Below are 16,249 nucleotides of genomic sequence, written 5' to 3' on the forward strand. Positions count from 1 at the left end.
TGGTCTGCCCGAGGGGTACTTCGCCGTCACCGGACCGGCCGTGGAGCCATCATCATGATCCATCGACCGACATCGCGCATTAAAGATCAGTAAATCGACATGTCTGCCGGCTGCGGCCGGGGCGGTCTCGGCGACGGAGGGGGTGCCGTGTGCGTAGGTACCTGGTCGAAGGTCTCGGAACGTTCGTGCTGGTTCTCGGCGGGGTGGGGACGGCCGTGCTGGCGCGCGACTACGTAGGCGTGCTCGGGGTCGCGCTGGCATTCGGCCTGGCGCTGCTCGTGTTGGTATACGTGATCGGGCCGATCTCCGGTTGCCACGTGAATCCGGCGGTGACCCTCGGGCTGCTGCTGTGCCGGAAGATCAAGCCACGGCGCGCGCTGGGTTACGTGGCGGCGCAGTGCGTGGGCGCGATCGTCGCCGCGGGCACGGTCTGGCTGCTCTCCGACGCGGGACCGGTCGAGTCTTCGGCCGGAGTACAGGGGCTCGGCGCCAACGGCTACGGCGTGCACTCGCCGGGCGGCTACGGCCTCGGCGGCGTCTTCCTCGTCGAGATCCTGCTCACCGTGCTGCTGGTGTTCACGGCGCTCGGCGCGACCGACGTCCGGCGCCGTTCGGCTTCGCGGGCCTCGCGATCGGTCTGGTCTTCGCCCTGGTGCGCGGACCGGCGACAAGGAAACGATGATCAAGGCGTACGAGGAGTACGCCCGATCCGCCGCCGCCGACGACGACGGGCCGACGGGCCGAGCGTTTCCAGGCGTTGGCCGCCGAGCTCGGCATGGTCATGATGCTGCCGATGTACGAGCAGGAGCAGCCCGGGGTGCTGTACAACACCGCGGCCGTCCTCGACGCCGACGGCCGCTATCTCGGCAAGCACCGCAAGACCCACATTCCGCATGTGACCGGGTTCTGGGAGACGTTCGACTTCCGACCGGGGAATCTGGGATTTCCGGTCTTCGACACCGCGATCGGGCGGGTCGGCGTCTACATCTGCTACGACCGGCATTTCCCCGAGGGCTGGCGGGCGCTCGGCCTGAACGGCGCCGAGATCGTCTTCAATCCGTCGGCGACGATGACTTCTACGGGACGTCCTACTTCGTCGACCCCGAGGGCGCCTTCGCCACCGGCTCGGCCGCCGCGGCCTGCCGCGAGCGCGGCCTGTGGCCGTTCACCCACTTCAACCGGGTGCACGTGGTCCCACCGTGCACCATCTCCGAGGCGGACGTGCGGACCGGTCTCGCGATCCTCGACGAGGCGCTGACGGTCGCCGACGGCTTCACCACGGGCTGACCACCTCCCCTCGCACCCCCCCGCACGCGCCGAAGCCCCGGCAGGTAGTGCCTGCCGGGGCCCCGGTTCAATGGTCCGCATGGGGACGCCCCTGCTCGGGGGCGGCCCCCCGGCGGGTGGCTCAGTGGGTGGGTTCCTCCGCGCGGGGGCTGTCCTCCTCCCGCCCCTGCTGGCCGGGGACCTGGCGGACGTGACCGCCGGTGCCGGCCGGCTGGCCGGCCGTGGACAGCGCGTCCGCAGGCAGCGGGGTGTGCTGGAGCTCCTCGATGTCGTCGGCGGACTCGACCGAGATCCGGGGGAGGATCCGGTCGAGCCAGGCCGGCACCCACCAGTTCGCCTTGCCGAAGATGTGCATGAGCGACGGCACGAGGATGGTCCGGATGATGAACGCGTCGATCACGATCGCGCTCGCGAGCCCGAGCCCCATCAGCTTGATCACACGTTCGTCACCGAGGATGAACGAGGCGAACACCAGGGTCATGATGGCGCCGGCGGCGGAGATGACCCGGCCGGTCTCGGCCTGGCCGAGCGAAACGGCCAGCCGGTTGTCCCGCCGGGCGGTCCACTCCTCGTGCATTCGGCTGACCAGGAACACCTCGTAGTCCATGGACAGGCCGAACAGGATCGCGAACAGGATGACCGGGATGAACGCCTCGACCGGGCCGCTGCTGATGCTGAACAGCGACTCCCCCCAGCCCCACTGGAACACCGCGACGACGACGCCGAAGGCCGCGCCGACGGCGAGCAGGTTCATCACGGACGCGGTCAGTGGCACCAGCAGGCTTCGGAAGACCGCCACCAGCAGCAGGAACGCGAGCACGACCACGATGCCGATGAACAGCGGCAGCTTGCTCGACAGGGTGCTGGAGAAGTCCTCGAAGATGGCCGTGATGCCGCCGACGTAGATGCCGGTACCCGACTGGTTGGCCTGTGGGACGATGTCGTCGCGCAGCTTGTTCAGCAGCTTCGAGGTGGCCTCGTCCTGGGGGCTGGTCGTCGGATACAGGGAGACGATCGACGCCTGGCCGTTCGGGCTCGGCCGCGGTTCCGACACCGACGCGACGCCCGGGGTGGCGCGGGCCGCCTTCACCACGGCGTTCAGGTTGGCGGTGTCCTGCGGCGACTTGATCTCCGCGACGATCGTGAACGGGCCGTTGAAGCCGGGGCCGAAGCCGTCGGCGAGCAGGTCGTACCCGCGCTTGGTGGTCTTGGCCGAGTCGCCGTTGCCGAGGTCGGACGAGCCGAGTCGCAGCGAGAAGAACGGGATCGCGATGACGAGGATCACCACGCCGCTGATGACGGCGAACAGGCGGGGCCGGCGCTCGATGCCCTTGGCCCAACGCCACCAGAAGCCCGCGACATTCTCGTGCTCCGGGCCGATGTCGGCGAGCTTGCGCCGATCGCGCTTGCTGAGCACCCGCATGCCGTAGAAGCCCAGCAGGGCGGGCAGCAGTGTGACGGCCGCCGCCATGGTCATCGCCACGGCCACGGCCGCCGAGATCGCCACGCCGTACAGGAAGCTCACCCCGAGGGCGAACATGCCGAGCAGCGCGATGCAGACCGTGATGCCGGCGAACAGCACGGCGCGGCCCGAGGTGTTCACCGCGGTGATCGCGGCCTGCTCGGGCGACTTGCCGGCCCGCAGGCCGATGCGGTGCCGGTTGACGATGAACAGCGCGTAGTCGATGCCGACGCCGAGGCCGATCAGGGTCGCGAGGACCGGGCTGAACTCGGCGATGGTGAGCACGTGCGAGAGCAGGATGATCAGCAGGCTGCCGACGCCGAGCGCGACGATGGCGGTGATCAGCGGCAGGGTCACGGCCAGCAGCGAGCCGAAGGCGAGGAACAGGATGATCGCCGCGGCGACGATGCCGATGAGCTCGCTGTAGCTCTGCTTCGCCTGCTCGGTGATCGACACAACCTGGCCGGTCGCCTCGACCTGCAGCGTGTTCGAGTCGTAGCCGCGAGCGGTGTCGACGAGCCGCTGGATGTCGTCCTTGGCCAGGTCGATGCCCTGCTGGTCGAAGTCGACCGTGGCGAAGGCGGTCAGTCCGTCCTTGCTGATCTGCGAGGCCCCGCGCGGGCCGTAGGGGCTGCCGACGTCCGTGACGTGCGGGACCTTGACCAGCTTGGCGAGCATCTCCGTCGCCGGCGCGCGCAGGGCCGGGTCGGTGATGGCGGTGCCGTTCTTGCTGTGCAGCACGATGGTGGCGCTGTCTCCCGAAGCCGCCGGAAAGTCACGCTGCAGCAGGTCGATCGCTTTTTGAGAGTCGGTGCCGGGCAGGGAGAAGGCGTCCTTGTAGTCGCTTCCGGCCGCCTGGCTGATCCCCCCGAGCCCGACAATCGCGACGATCCATAGGAGCAGTACGAGCCGGCGGTGCCTGAAGCACCAACGGGCGAGCGATGCCACGGTTTCCCCTCGAACGTTGATGATCGGTCGGTGTCGTCACCTGCGACGTCTTGATCTGCAGCAGAGGTGGCCTGCTACCTGGGAACTTACCGGTCGTTTAGTAGGTAAGGTTCAGGGTAACATTCGTGGCGGACTCGATCGGAGGGGTGTAGGGCTGCCATGGCCGAGCCAACATCACCCGGGTCGGCGTGCGACACCAGGTCGCGCATCCTCGCCGCCGCGATCAGTCTCTTTGCAGAGCAAGGGTATGCCGGCACGTCTGTGAGGGATATCTCCGAGCGACTCGGCGTGACGAAGGCAGCACTCTATTATCACTTCCCGTCGAAGGAGACGATCCTCGACGCGCTGTTGGAGCCGTTCGTCTCCGAACTGGGCCGGCTGGTCGAGCTGGTCCGACAGTCCCCGCCGCCGAGCGCACTGCTCCTGCTGGAGCGGCTGGTCGACGTCATGGCCGGTCCCGGCGGTGTGCTGCTCGCCTTCGTCAACGATCCCTCGGTGATCCACCGCAAGATCGGCAAGAGTGACATGGTCTCCCTGCAGCAGGCCCTGGTCCGGGCGCTCGCCGGCCCGGAACCATCGGACCTCCGGCTGCTGCGGGCGCACTGCGCGCTCGGAGCGTTGCGCTCGGGGATTCTCGGGATGGCGTTCGAGCGCGCCCAGGCCGAGCAGGCCCAGGCTCAGGGTGCCCGGGCCGAGGATGAAGCCGGGGCTGGGGCGATCCTCGGTGAGGTGCCGGTCGTGTTCGGTGGATCCGGCCTGCCCGGGGGGTCCGGCCGCGAGGGGCAGCTCTGCACGGTGGCGCTGCGCACCGCTGTCGCTTGGCTGCCGCAGGGGATGCCGCCGCTGGTCTCCGCCGCCGAGCGGCGCGAGATCGTGGCCGCCACGTTCGCCGCGCTTGGCGCCGAGGATCCGGCGCCCCGGTCGCCGGGATCGGCTTGCCACTCGGCCGCGGGCGAGGGTGTCCGACTAGCCGCGGCCACCGGATCGTGCGTGGAATTCGTAACATCCGCGGCACTGCCCGCGTCATCGGTTTCTTCCTCGGCCGCGCTTCCCGCGGGCGCGGCGGCGGGATCATCGGGATCGGTGGGCCAAATCCGGCCGGGTATCCACCCGGGGTAGTCCATCCGTTGGATGCATGGGTAGATTGAACCGCATTTGCTCGGGTGATCGACTGGTTCGGTCGAGTGTCCAATTGGGGTAGTCGGCACCCCCGGCGACCACCGAACGTGCCAACGTCGTCGTGGTCGCGGCCGCTGTCGGACCTCTCGCGATGCATCTTCGGGACGAATGTGTTGGAGGTCACCGCTGAGGGTGATATCCACGCCCGGCGGTCCGTCCATTAGGTTCGGAGAAATGCCGCTTTCGATCACGTTTGTCGGAGGCGGTAGGGTGGTTGTCGTGTGGAGGATGGATCAGTGCTCGGACGATGCCCCACCAGCCTGTCCGGCGTACGTCACAGCTCGACTCGATCCGGCGCGGGAACGATCCACTGATGAACCTGTGCACCGATCGGGTGGCTCCGGTGGCGACCGGATCGGACTGACGGCAGGGTACTGACACCAGAGGTGGCAGATCCGTGCCCGTCGGTTGTGAGTTCGTGGTGACGGCGGCGGGTTGTCGCCGGGTAAATCCGGCGTAGGCAATGCGGTGGGAAATCACCCCGATACCCAGCCGGCTGGGTGAAGTAGTTCACGCGTCCCAGGATGAAGATCCCGAATCCATCGTACGACCGTCGAATCGGGCCGCACCCGCGGTCGTGATAGCGGGGCAGCCCCGATAGCGGAGGCGGTCACGATAGAGGGAGTGTGATAGGGAGTCCGGAGCCGCGCAGGTGATCCGCCCGCCCGATGTCGCCCATCTGACCATGGACGATCCGGCGACGGGGCGGTGAAATGGTGGGAGTCGTGGACCCGGTGGCGCTCACGCGCCCGGGGTCCTGAAGTCCGACGCTTGGGAAGCAGTAGCTGTCCGGATCGGCATGGCCGTCGAGTGTGGTCGATGCGGCGGTCCGACGGCAGAGCTCGTGCCATCGGACCATGCCGATCATGCTCGGTCGGGCCACCTCGCGACGCGGGGCGAGATGAGTGGGGAAAGTAGTAGGTGACGTGCAACCAGTGCCCGCGGGGGAGAGCTGCGTGAAAGGAACGACCGGAAGTGGTGTGTCATGAGCACACGGTCCCGGCCTGCTTTCCGTGAGGGAGGGTTGACCGTCCTCACCAACCGGACCGCGCGAACGGGTACAACCCCCGCCACCTGGCCACCTCGAACGGCCGTCGTGACCGGCGCTTCCAGTGGCATCGGCCGGGAAACCGCCCTGCTGCTGGCCGCCGGTGGCTGCCGCTCGCTGCTGGTCGGCCGCAACGGCGTGGCGCTGGACGAGGTCGCCGCGGCCACGGAGGGGCACCGCATCTCCGTCGACCTGTCGGTCGCCGGCTCGGAGGTGGCGGTCGCCTCCCGGGCCAGTGAGCTGCTCGGCGATGTGGACCTGCTGGTGTGCTCCGCGGGGCTCGGCGCCGCGGGCCCGTACGACATGATGTCGCCGGAGGCGATCGCGGAACTCATCGCGGTCAACGTCCTGTCGCCGATGGCACTGGTTCGGGCCATGCTGCCGGCCATGCTGGATCGTGGGCAGGGGCGCATCCTGATCGTCGGCAGCATCGCCGGTGCGCTCGGCGTGCGCGGCGAGGTGGCCTACTCTGCGACGAAGGCGGCGATGGTCGGCTTCGCCGACGCGTTGCGGGCCGAAGTCGCCGGACGCGGCATCACGGTGACCTTGTGTTTACCTGGCGTCGTCGACACCCCGTTCTTCCACCGCCGTGGCGCACCGTACGTGCGGCGATGGCCGCGGCCGATCCCGGCCGCGCTGGTCGCCGAGCGCATGCTGGCGGGAGCGGGACGGGGCAGCGCGGAGGTTTGGGTGCCTGGTTGGCTGCTCGGAGCGGTACGGGTCCATGGCGCGGTGCCGTCGCTGTACCGCAAGCTGGCGGGTGTCTTCGGATGATCCGGCGCTGGGAGCGTCCTGCCGGCTGGCTTGTGTCGCCGCCAATTGGGGGTGAGTGACACCGACCACAGCCCCGGCGGTCTTCGGGTCGTCGGCGGCAGACGCGCCGGGGTGGGGCCGGGGGCGCATGGCGCCGTCGGCCCCACGCCCCCGGAACCCGGGTGGCGGCACGGCGCGCCTGCCAGGACCGGTCGCATGAGCCGGTCCGCCTGGACCTGCCGAGCAGGTCCGCGTGAGTCGCGCCCATGACCATCCGGTGCGATCGGGCGCGCTGGTCCGTCGGCGGACCGGGTCGTCGCCAGCGCAGAACCCGCCGAACCTCGGCGCCGTCCACGTTTCCGGCGCCGGCCGGGTTCCGGCGCCGGTCGGGGTATCCGCGGGGACCCCAGCCCGGCACGCCGCGCCCGGAGTGCAGACCGTCATCGAAGGAGAGGCGTATGACCGCCATCGACGCCCCAACCGGCCCATCACGCACGCCTGCGCCGTCGGGCGCGACGGGCCTGTCCACTCCCCCCGAACATCTGCTGCGCGCCGCGCCGGCGGAGAATTTCCCGGTCTCGCCGATCGTCCTGCCCGCGGCCGTGCGCGCCCACTTCAACGCGGTGTACGCCTTCAGCCGGTTCGTCGACAACATCGGCGACGAGGCCGCGGGCGACCGGCTCGCCCTGCTCGACCGCCTCTCCGAGGATCTGTCGGTGATCTGGGCCGGCGGTGAGCCGGAGCTGCCCGTCCTGCGCCTGGTCGCGCGCACGGTGCACGCCTGCGACCTGCCCCCCGAGCCCTTCGAGCGGCTCGTCGAGGCCAACCGTCAGGACCAGCGGGTCACCCGTTACGAGACGTTCGACGACCTGGTCCGCTACTGCACCCTGTCGGCCGATCCGGTCGGCCGGATGGTGCTCGGCGTGTACGGACTGGCGATCCCCGACCGGGTCGTGCTCTCCGACCGCGTGTGCACCGCGCTGCAGCTCGCCGAGCACTGGCAGGACGTCGCCGAGGACCTCGCCGCCGGGCGCATCTACCTGCCGCAGGAGGACCTCGACACCTTCGGGGTGACCGAGGATGACCTGCGGGCGCGGGTGGCGAGCCCCGCGGTGCGCCACCTGATGGCCTTCGAGGTCAGCCGGGCCCGCACCGTCATGGACCAGGGCGCTCCGCTGATCTCGACGGTGTCGGGTCGGCTGAAGCTGGCGTTGGCCGGCTTCGTCGGCGGCGGCCGCGCGGCGCTCGACGCGATCCGTCGCGCCGATTACGACGTGCTCGGCGGCCCGCCGAAGGCCCCCAAGCCGCGGATGGCCCGCTTCGCCCTGGTGGCGCTGGCCCAGTCGGCGGCCCCGGGAGCGCCGGCTGCGGCCCGCACCGCTGCGGCGGTCGCGACCACGACCAGCGCGACCGGCGTCGCGGCCCGGCGAGCCTTGGAGGAGGGCCGATGAGCAGCCCGGTGCCGAACCCGGTGAGCCGACCGACCGTCGCCGAGGCGTACGCCGCCTGCGAGGCGTTGACGAAGGAGGCGGCGCGCAACTTTTCCTACGGCATCCGCCTGCTGCCCCCGGAGAAACGAGGCGCGCTCAGCGCCGTCTACGCGTTGGCCCGTCACCTGGACGACATCGGCGACGGGGACCTGCCGCCCGAGGAGAAGCTCGCCGGGCTGGCCCAGGTCCGGGCCGAGGTCAACAACCTGGGTGCGGGCAGCTCCGACCCGATGTACGTCGCCCTCGACGACGCCGCCCGGCGCTTCCCGATCCCGCTGGAGGCGTTTATCGAACTCGCCGACGGCGTCGAGAGTGACGTGCACGGCACCACCTACGACACGTTCGACGACATGGTCGGCTACTGCCGGCTCGTCGCCGGCACGATCGGCCGGCTCTCGCTGGGCATCTTCGGCACCGAGCAGGCGGCCTCCGACCGTGCCGCCCCGGCCATCGCCGACGCCCTTGGCGTGGCGTTGCAGCAGACGAACATCCTGCGTGACGTCCGCGAGGACCTGCTCGGCGGGCGCATCTACCTGCCGGCGCAGGAGCTCAAGGCCGCCGGGATCGAGCTCGCCGTGGATGCCAGCGGTCGTCTCGGCGGCCCGCCCACGGCGCTGCTGGGCTACCTACGGTCCTCGGCGCAGCGCGCTGAGGAATGGTACGAGCAGGGAACGGTACTGCTCGACCTGCTGGATCGGCGCAGTGCGGCCTGTTGCGGCGCGATGGCCGGCATCTACCTGCGGCTCAACCGGCGGATCAAGAACGATCCGGCCGCCGTGCTGGACCGCCGACTTGCGCTGCCGGGCTGGCAGAAGGCGGTCGTCGCCGCCCGTAGCCTCGCCGGGCGGCCGGAGACGAGCGCTGCATGACTGCTGGGATGGGTGACATGGCCGCCGGGGCCGAAGCGGCCGGTGCGGCGGCGAGCCGGGACGACTCCCAACCGCACCTGGTCGTCGTCGGCGGTGGCCTCGCCGGGATGGCCGCGGCACTGCTCGCCGTGGACAGCGGCGCGCGGGTGACGTTGCTGGAGGCCCGGCCGCGCCTGGGTGGCCAGACGACCTCGTTCCGGCGTAACGACCTGTGGATCGACACCGGTCAGCACGTGTTCATGCGCTGCTGCACCGCCTACCGCGGGCTGCTGGCGCGTCTCGGAGTGGAGCACCTGACCACGCTGCAGCCCCGCCTGGACGTCCCGGTGCTCCTCGGTGACTCGCTCACCCGGACCCGGCTGCGGCGCACCAGCGTCCACCTGCCCGCGCCGTTGCACCTGGCCCCGGCGCTGCTGGGCTACCGGGCGCTGCCGTTCGCCGAGCGGCTGCGCGCGGGGCTCGCGGCCTTCCAGCTCGGCCGCCTCGACGAGCGCTCCGCGGCGGTGGACGAGCGGTCGTTCGGCGCGTGGCTGACCAGCCACGGCCAGAGCCCGGCGGCGACGAAGGCCCTGTGGGAGCTGCTCACCGTGGCCACGTTGAACGCGCCGGCCGCCGAGGCCTCGCTGGGCCTGGCGGCGAAGGTCGTGCGCACGGGCCTGCTGGACGGCGCCGACGCCGGCGACCTCGGCTGGGCGGAGGTCCCGCTGGCCCGGCTGCACGGCGACGCGGCGATGGCCGCCCTGGCCGCGGCCGGTGCCGACGTGCATCTCGGGGCCAAGGTCCGCTCCATCACCGCCGTGGGCGGTGGCTGGGAGCTGGCCGTCACCGCGGGTGGCACCAACCGCGGTGAGGCGGTGCCCGGCACCGACGTCGCGGGCAGGCTGCGCGCCGACGCCGTGGTCCTCGCGGTGCCGCCACCGGCGGCGGCGGACCTGCTGCCGGCCGGCGCCGGCCCGAAACCTGAGCGGCTGCGTGAACTCGGTGACTCGCCGATCATCAACGTGCACATGATCTATCCGCGGCAGGTGATCGAGGGGCCGTTCCTGGCCGTCGTCGATTCGCCGATCCAGTGGATCTTCGATCGCACCATCTCGTCCGGCCTCGCCGCCTCCGGCCCGCCCGGTGCCCAGTACCTGGCGCTGTCCCAGTCGGCCGCTGAGCCGTGGATCGACCGGTCGGCGAACGAGCTACGCACCCTGTTCGTCGACGAGATGGCCCGGCTGTTCCCGGCCGCCCGCGCGGCCGCGCCGCTCGAGGTCTTCGTGACCCGGGAGCGCACGGCCACCTTCCGGCAGGCGCCCGGTTCGCTCGCGTTGCGCCCGGGTACCTCGACCGGACTGCCCGGCTTTGCCCTGGCCGGCACGTGGACCGACACCGGGTGGCCGGCGACCATGGAATCTGCTGTGCGTAGCGGACTCACTGCAACCCGTGAGAGCCTGGCCGGTATGGGGGTCGTCGTCAACGGGTTGGCCGGGTCCGCCGGGGGAGATCGGGGGGCTGCCGAGCGATCACCGGCACCGGCGCGGGCCCTCCCGCGGCAGAGCGCCGACGAGGCGCCGAGCACGCGTACCACCCACCCATCAACCACCTCGCTTTTGCTGGATCAAGCGGTTGCACCGAATGCATCGGATTCGTCGGATTCTCCGGATCCACGGGGGGAGAACACGGTGACCGCCGAAACCAAGGCGGTCACCGGGCCGGTGCCCACCGGCCAGCCAGGGCACTCATCCACAGGGGGATTCCCGGTATGACCATGACGGTTCCGGATGCGATCGAGCGGGGGCGGACCCTTACCGTGCCGGCGCTGCGCGCCGTGGTGGACCGCCTGCACCCGCGCCTTCGCCACGTCGTCGCCTACCACCGCGGCTGGGTGGACGCCGCCGGCGAACCGCTGCCCGGTGGCGGCGGCAAGCTCGTCCGCCCGGCGTTGGCGCTGCTGTCCGCCGAGGCGGCCGGTGCGTCGGTGGAGGTCGGCCTGCCGGCCGCGGTCGCCGTCGAGCTCGTGCACGACTTCTCGCTGCTGCACGACGACCTGATGGACGGCGACACCGAACGCCGCCACCGGCCCACGGCCTGGACGGTCTTCGGTGCCGACGGCGCGATCCTGGCGGGCGACGCCCTGCTGGGGCTCGCCACCCAGGTCCTGCTGGAGGTCGAGGGGGACGCCGCGCGGCGCGCGGCGCTGATCCTCGGCGCCGGCGTCCAGGACCTGGTCCGCGGCCAGGCCGAGGACCTGATGTTCGAGAGCCGCTCCGATGTCACCGTGGCCGACACGCTGCGGATGGAGGACGGCAAGACCGGCGCGCTGCTGGCCTGCTCGGCGTCGCTTGGCGCCGTGCTCGCCGGCGCCGGCGACGAGATGGTCGACGCGCTCGCCGAGTACGGCTCCCGCCTCGGCACGGCCTTCCAGCTCATCGACGACCTGCTCGGTATCTGGGGCGACCCGGCGGTCACCGGCAAGCCGGTGCTGTCGGACCTGCGTTCCCGCAAGAAGTCCGTGCCGGTCGTGGTCGCGCTGGAGGCCGGCGGCGCCGCCGACGAGCTGCGCGCCTTCCTCGTCGGCACCGGGGAGTCGAGCGAGGCGGAACTCGCGCACATCGCCGAACTGATCGAACAGGCGGGCGGGCGGGACTGGACCACCGCCGAGGCCGACCGGCAGCTCAAGGCCTGCGAGAACGTGCTGCGTTCGCTGTCGATGCCGGCCACGGTCGAGGCGGAGCTGCTCGCCCTCGCCCGCTTCGTGACCGAGCGCGATCGCTGAGGAGGCCGCAGGTGAGCGCAGGCGTCCATGCCGCCTGGTCCACCCGCCGCCCCGTACCAGACCGGGGTGATGCCGGGAGGCCGGGCGGCGCCCCGCCACGGCTCGACCGGCGGTCGGCCCCACCGGGCCGCCGCAACGCCGGACGGACCGGTGATCAGCCTGGTGATCGTCAGCTTGACCATCGTACGTACGACGAGGGGAGTCGTCGATGAGCCTGACCTCGGACCCGTCCCCGGCTGCTCCGACTGCCGAGAAGAGCCTGAAGCGGCCCACCATCCCGGTGCCCGCCACGGCTGACGCCTACGGGATCTCCCGGTCCTCACCGCCGCTGTCCGCCGGTGCCGGCAGGCCGCAGGCGGCCACGCCGATCAGCGCGGACGTCGCCGCGGCGCGCGCGCGGGATCATCTCCTCGCGTTGCAGTCGGGTGAGGGCTGGTGGAAGGGCGACCTCGAGACGAACGTCACGATGGACGCCGAGGACCTGTTCATGAAGCAGTTCCTCGGCATCCGCGGCGACGACGAGACCGAGCAGACCGCCCGCTGGATCCGTTCCCAGCAGCTCTCCGGCGGCGGCTGGCCCACTTTCTACGGCGGCCCGGCCGACCTGTCCACCACCATCGAGGCGTACATCGCGCTGCGCCTTGCCGGCGATGCGGTCGACGCCCCGCACATGGCCCTGGCCGCGGAGCTCGTGCGGGCCCAGGGCGGGGTGGCCGCCTCCCGGGTGTTCACCCGGATCTGGCTGGCGGCGCTCGGCCAGTGGTCGTGGGACGACGTGCCGGTCATCCCGCCGGAGCTGATCTTTCTGCCATCGTGGATCCCGCTGAACGTCTACGACTTCGCCTGCTGGGCCCGCCAGACGATCGTCGCGCTGACGATCGTCGGTTCCCTGCGGCCGTCGCACGACCTCGGCTTCACCATCGACGAGCTCAAGGTGCCGACGGTGGAGCGCAAGCCGGCCCCGCTGCGCAGCTGGGAGGGCGCCTTCGGGCGACTCGACAAGCTGCTGCACCGCTACGAGCGCCGGCCGATCAAGCTCCTGCGCACCCTGGCGCTGCGGCGGGCCACCGAGTGGGTCGTCGCCCGGCAGGAGGCCGACGGGTGCTGGGGCGGCATCCAGCCACCCTGGGTCTACTCCGTCATGGCGCTGCACCTGATGGGGTATCCGCTGAACCACCCGGTGATCGCCACCGCGTTCCGCGGGATGGAGCGGTACGTGATCCGCCGGGACACCCCGGAGGGTCCGATCCGCCAGATCGAGGCCTGCCAGTCGCCGGTCTGGGACACCGCGCTCGCGGTCGTCGCGCTGGCCGACGCCGGCGTCCCCGGCGACCATCCGGCGATGGTGAAGGCCGGCCGGTGGCTGGTCGACGAAGAGGTCCGGGTCGCCGGGGACTGGGCGGTACGCCGCCCCGAGCTCGCCCCCGGCGGCTGGGCGTTCGAGTTCGACAACGACTTCTACCCGGACGTCGACGACACCGCCGAGGTGGTGCTGGCGCTGCGGCGGCTGCTCGGTGCGGGGCACGTCGTCCCGCCGGCATCCCGTCAGGGCCGCGCCGAGGCCCTCGCGGTGAACACCGTCGAGGACGCGGACCCGCGGCTGGCCGCGGCGATGCGCGCGGCGGCGGCCCGGGGGGTCGACTGGAGCGTCGGGATGCGCTCGTCGAACGGCGCCTGGGGCGCCTTCGACGCCGACAACGTCCGGACGCTCACCACGAAGATCCCGTTCTGCGACTTCGGCGAGGTGGTCGACCCGCCGTCGGCGGACGTCACCGCGCACATCGTGGAGATGCTGGCCGACCTCGGCCGCTCCGATCACCCGATCACCCAGCGGGCGGTGCAGTGGCTGCTGGACAACCAGGAGCCGGGCGGGTCCTGGTTCGGCCGGTGGGGCGTCAACCACCTCTACGGCACCGGGGCGGCCGTGCCGGCGCTGATCGGCGCCGGGGTGCCCACCGACCATCCGGCGATCACCGCCGCGGTGCGGTGGCTGCTCGAGCACCAGTCGCCCGAGGGCGGCTGGGGCGAGGACCTGCGCTCCTACACCGACCCATCCTGGATCGGCCGGGGCGAGCTCACCGCGTCGCAGACGGCGTGGGCGCTGCTCGCGCTGCTGGCGGTGGACCCGCACAGCCTGGCCGTGAAGCGCGGGGTGCGGTGGCTGTGCCAGACCCAGCGGCCGGACGGCACCTGGGACGAGCCCTACTTCACCGGCACTGGTTTCCCCGGCGACTTCTCCCTGAACTACCACCTGTACCGGCTGGTCTTCCCGCTGACCGCGCTCGGCCGGTACGTGAGCCTCACCGGGGTGGCCGCACCATGAGCACCTCCGCATCCCCGGCCGGCGACGGGAACACTCCCGACGCTGTCGTGACCCCCGCCGACCGCACGGCCCCGGCGGCCGCGGCGGGGGGACCCGCCGTGATCCCCGCCCAGGACCCGGCGTCGCCGTCGGTTCCCTCGTCCGCCGCGGCGCGCCGGCCGGGCGCGTCGGCGGCCGTGGCCGCGGGCACCGCCCCGGTTGCGCTGCCGCTTGCCGGCTCGGCGAGCGGCTGCGGCTCAGTGGGCGTCGGTGGCGGCGCAGTGGGCGTCGCGACCGCGTCGGTGGCGGTCGTCGGCCCGGCCGCGGTGGGTTCGCCCGTCGCGGCGTCGGGCGGCGGGGTGCAGGCTCCGCCGCGGCCTTTCGAGCCGGCCGCGGCGGTGGCCAGCTCGCGGCGCCGTGCCCGGCTCGTGGTCGCGACGGCGCTGCGCTTCGAGGCCATGGCGGCCGGTCGCTCCGGCCTGCCCTCGGACACGGTCATGGTGCGCACCGGGATGGGCCCCGACAAGGCGGCCCGAGCCGCCCGGGTGGTCCGGCAGGCGCGCCCCGACGCCGTCGCGATCGTGGGCCTGTCCGGCGGCCTCGCCCCCGGGATCAAGCCTGGGGACATCGTCGTCGCCAGCGAGGTCCGTGCCGCCGACGGGACCGTCGCGGCCCGCTGTGCCTCCGCCCCGCTGCTGGCCGGTGACCTGCGCCGGCTCGGCCTGACCGTGCACGTCGGCCCGATCGTCACCGTGGCCAAGGTCGCCACCGGCGACGAGCGCACCCGGCTCGCCGCCACCGGCGCCATCGCGGTGGACATGGAGAGCGCCTCGATCGCCGCGGGGGTCGGGGACGTCCCCTTCGCCGCGGTCCGGGTCATCGTCGACACCGCCGACGAGCCGCTGGGTCGCCTCGACCTGGTCCGCCGCGGCGTGCTGGGCCTGCGCACGATGCGCCGAGTGGGCCTGCCGATCGGCGCCTGGGCGGCGGCGGTGGGCCGGCGCACCGTGCTGCTCGCCGAGCCGCGGGCGTTCTGCGCCGGAGTCGAGCGCGCCATCGAGGTCGTCGAGCGCGCCCTGGAGATCCACAGCGCGCCGGTCTACGTCCGCAAGCAGATCGTGCACAACTCCCACGTGGTGGCCGACCTCGCCGCCCGAGGGGCAGTCTTCGTCGAGGAGCTCGACGAGGTGCCCGCCGACGCGACCGTGGTGTTCTCCGCGCATGGGGTGGCCCCGGCGGTGTGGAACCAGGCCGACGGGCGCAAGCTCTCCGTCATCGACGCGACCTGCCCCCTGGTGGAGAAGGTCCACGCCGAGGCACGCCGGTTCACCTCGCGTGGCGACACCGTGCTGCTCATCGGCCACTCCGGTCACGAGGAGGTCGACGGCACGCTGGGCGAGGCGCCCGGGCGCATCCAGCTGGTGCAGTCGCCCGACGAGGTCGACTCCCTCGATGTCCCCGACTCCGAGCGGGTCACCTACCTCATGCAGACCACGCTGGCGATGGACGAGGCCGATGAGGTCGTCGACGCGCTCAAGGAGCGCTTCCCCGCGATCGTCGGCCCCGGATCCGCCGACATCTGCTACGCCACCTCCAACCGGCAGAACGCGGTGCGCAAGGTCGCCCAGGAGGCCCAGCTCGTCCTCGTCGTCGGGTCGGCCAACAGCGCCAACTCGGTGCGGCTGGTGGAGGTCAGCCGGCGTGACGGGGTGGCCTCCCACCTCGTCGAGAACGTCGGCGACGTGGAGCTGGCCTGGCTGGACGGGGTGGAGACGGTCGGCATCTCGGCAGGCGCCTCGGCCCCGCCGTCGCTGGTGGAGGAACTGACCGCGGCGCTGTCCGGCCTCGGCGCGACGGACGTGACCACCCGTTCCGTCGGCACCGAGACGGTCGCCTTTCACCTGCCCAAGGAGCTTCGCCGGGCGGGCGCCACCGCGTCCTCGGTGAGCTCGGATCCGCCGGCGGATCCGCCGTCCGCCCAGGCAGGGACGGGCGCACGTTCCTAGGCGAGCAAGATTAGTGATTTTGTCGTCGTTCCCGCCCCGCCCTCACGTCTCACCCCACGGACGTTCATCCAACCGGCCGGTCGCGGGGCGCGGGAAGAGTTGCGGTGCGGTGGGGGGGATCGTCGTGCGCGATCCCCCCCGTGG

Annotated in this window: 10 protein-coding genes and 3 pseudogenes; 12 read left to right on the top strand and 1 reads right to left on the bottom strand. The window is 71.9% G+C overall.

Features of this window, described 5'->3' with window-relative positions:
* Positions 1-149: 149 nt before the first annotated feature.
* From G6R25_RS31435 to G6R25_RS26935, 3 genes and pseudogenes are all read left to right on the top strand, one after another.
* Positions 150-785: an aquaporin gene (locus G6R25_RS31435; protein WP_235948191.1), complete on the top strand. Its 636-nt coding sequence runs from the start codon at positions 150-152 to the stop codon at positions 783-785.
* Positions 785-1,024: pseudogene (locus tag G6R25_RS31440) on the top strand (nitrilase-related carbon-nitrogen hydrolase); the annotation flags it as partial. The gene G6R25_RS31435 and the pseudogene G6R25_RS31440, both read left to right, overlap by 1 nt.
* Before the next feature lie 98 nt (positions 1,025-1,122).
* Positions 1,123-1,287, top strand: a pseudogene (locus G6R25_RS26935) (aspartate aminotransferase family protein); the annotation flags it as partial.
* 121 nt (positions 1,288-1,408) lie between these two features.
* Here G6R25_RS26935 and G6R25_RS12230 read toward each other — a convergent pair.
* Positions 1,409-3,697: an MMPL family transporter gene (locus G6R25_RS12230; protein ID WP_163553073.1), complete on the bottom strand. Its 2,289-nt coding sequence runs from the start codon at positions 3,695-3,697 to the stop codon at positions 1,409-1,411.
* Positions 3,698-3,856: 159 nt separating this feature from the next.
* On the opposite strand from G6R25_RS12230, the pseudogene G6R25_RS30420 reads away from it, so the two are divergent.
* The 9 genes and pseudogenes from G6R25_RS30420 to ispH form a co-directional block, all read left to right on the top strand.
* Positions 3,857-3,985: pseudogene (locus G6R25_RS30420) on the top strand (TetR family transcriptional regulator); the annotation flags it as partial.
* Positions 3,986-4,816 carry a TetR/AcrR family transcriptional regulator gene (locus G6R25_RS12235; protein ID WP_419469349.1) on the top strand — a complete coding sequence of 277 codons (831 nt, stop codon included), beginning with the start codon at positions 3,986-3,988 and terminating at the stop codon, positions 4,814-4,816.
* 1,045 nt (positions 4,817-5,861) lie between these two features.
* The gene (locus G6R25_RS12240; RefSeq protein WP_163553074.1) at positions 5,862-6,698 is read left to right on the top strand and encodes an SDR family NAD(P)-dependent oxidoreductase; all 837 of its coding nucleotides are present in this window, start codon (positions 5,862-5,864) and stop codon (positions 6,696-6,698) included.
* 437 nt (positions 6,699-7,135) lie between these two features.
* On the top strand, positions 7,136-8,128 hold the full coding sequence (gene hpnC / locus G6R25_RS12245; protein WP_163553075.1) for a squalene synthase HpnC: 993 nt from the start codon (positions 7,136-7,138) through the stop codon (positions 8,126-8,128).
* Positions 8,125-9,036 (top strand): presqualene diphosphate synthase HpnD, encoded by a 912-nt coding sequence (gene hpnD, locus G6R25_RS12250; RefSeq protein WP_163553076.1) that lies wholly within the window; start codon positions 8,125-8,127, stop codon positions 9,034-9,036. Before hpnC ends, hpnD begins: the two co-directional genes overlap by 4 nt.
* A complete protein-coding gene (gene hpnE, locus G6R25_RS12255) occupies positions 9,033-10,787 on the top strand; it encodes a hydroxysqualene dehydroxylase HpnE (RefSeq protein ID WP_419469348.1) in 1,755 nt (584 codons plus the stop codon). Before hpnD ends, hpnE begins: the two co-directional genes overlap by 4 nt.
* The gene (locus tag G6R25_RS12260) at positions 10,784-11,797 is read left to right on the top strand and encodes a polyprenyl synthetase family protein (protein WP_163553077.1); all 1,014 of its coding nucleotides are present in this window, start codon (positions 10,784-10,786) and stop codon (positions 11,795-11,797) included. The genes hpnE and G6R25_RS12260 overlap by 4 nt, the downstream gene beginning before the upstream one ends.
* Before the next feature lie 208 nt (positions 11,798-12,005).
* Positions 12,006-14,120 (top strand): terpene cyclase/mutase family protein, encoded by a 2,115-nt coding sequence (locus G6R25_RS12265; protein ID WP_163553078.1) that lies wholly within the window; start codon positions 12,006-12,008, stop codon positions 14,118-14,120.
* The gene (gene ispH, locus G6R25_RS12270; RefSeq protein WP_163553079.1) at positions 14,117-16,105 is read left to right on the top strand and encodes a 4-hydroxy-3-methylbut-2-enyl diphosphate reductase; all 1,989 of its coding nucleotides are present in this window, start codon (positions 14,117-14,119) and stop codon (positions 16,103-16,105) included. The genes G6R25_RS12265 and ispH overlap by 4 nt, the downstream gene beginning before the upstream one ends.
* Positions 16,106-16,249: the final 144 nt, after the last annotated feature.

Source organism: Candidatus Frankia alpina, from assembly GCF_902806485.1.
Classification (GTDB): Bacteria; Actinomycetota; Actinomycetes; order Frankiales; family Frankiaceae; genus Frankia; species Frankia alpina.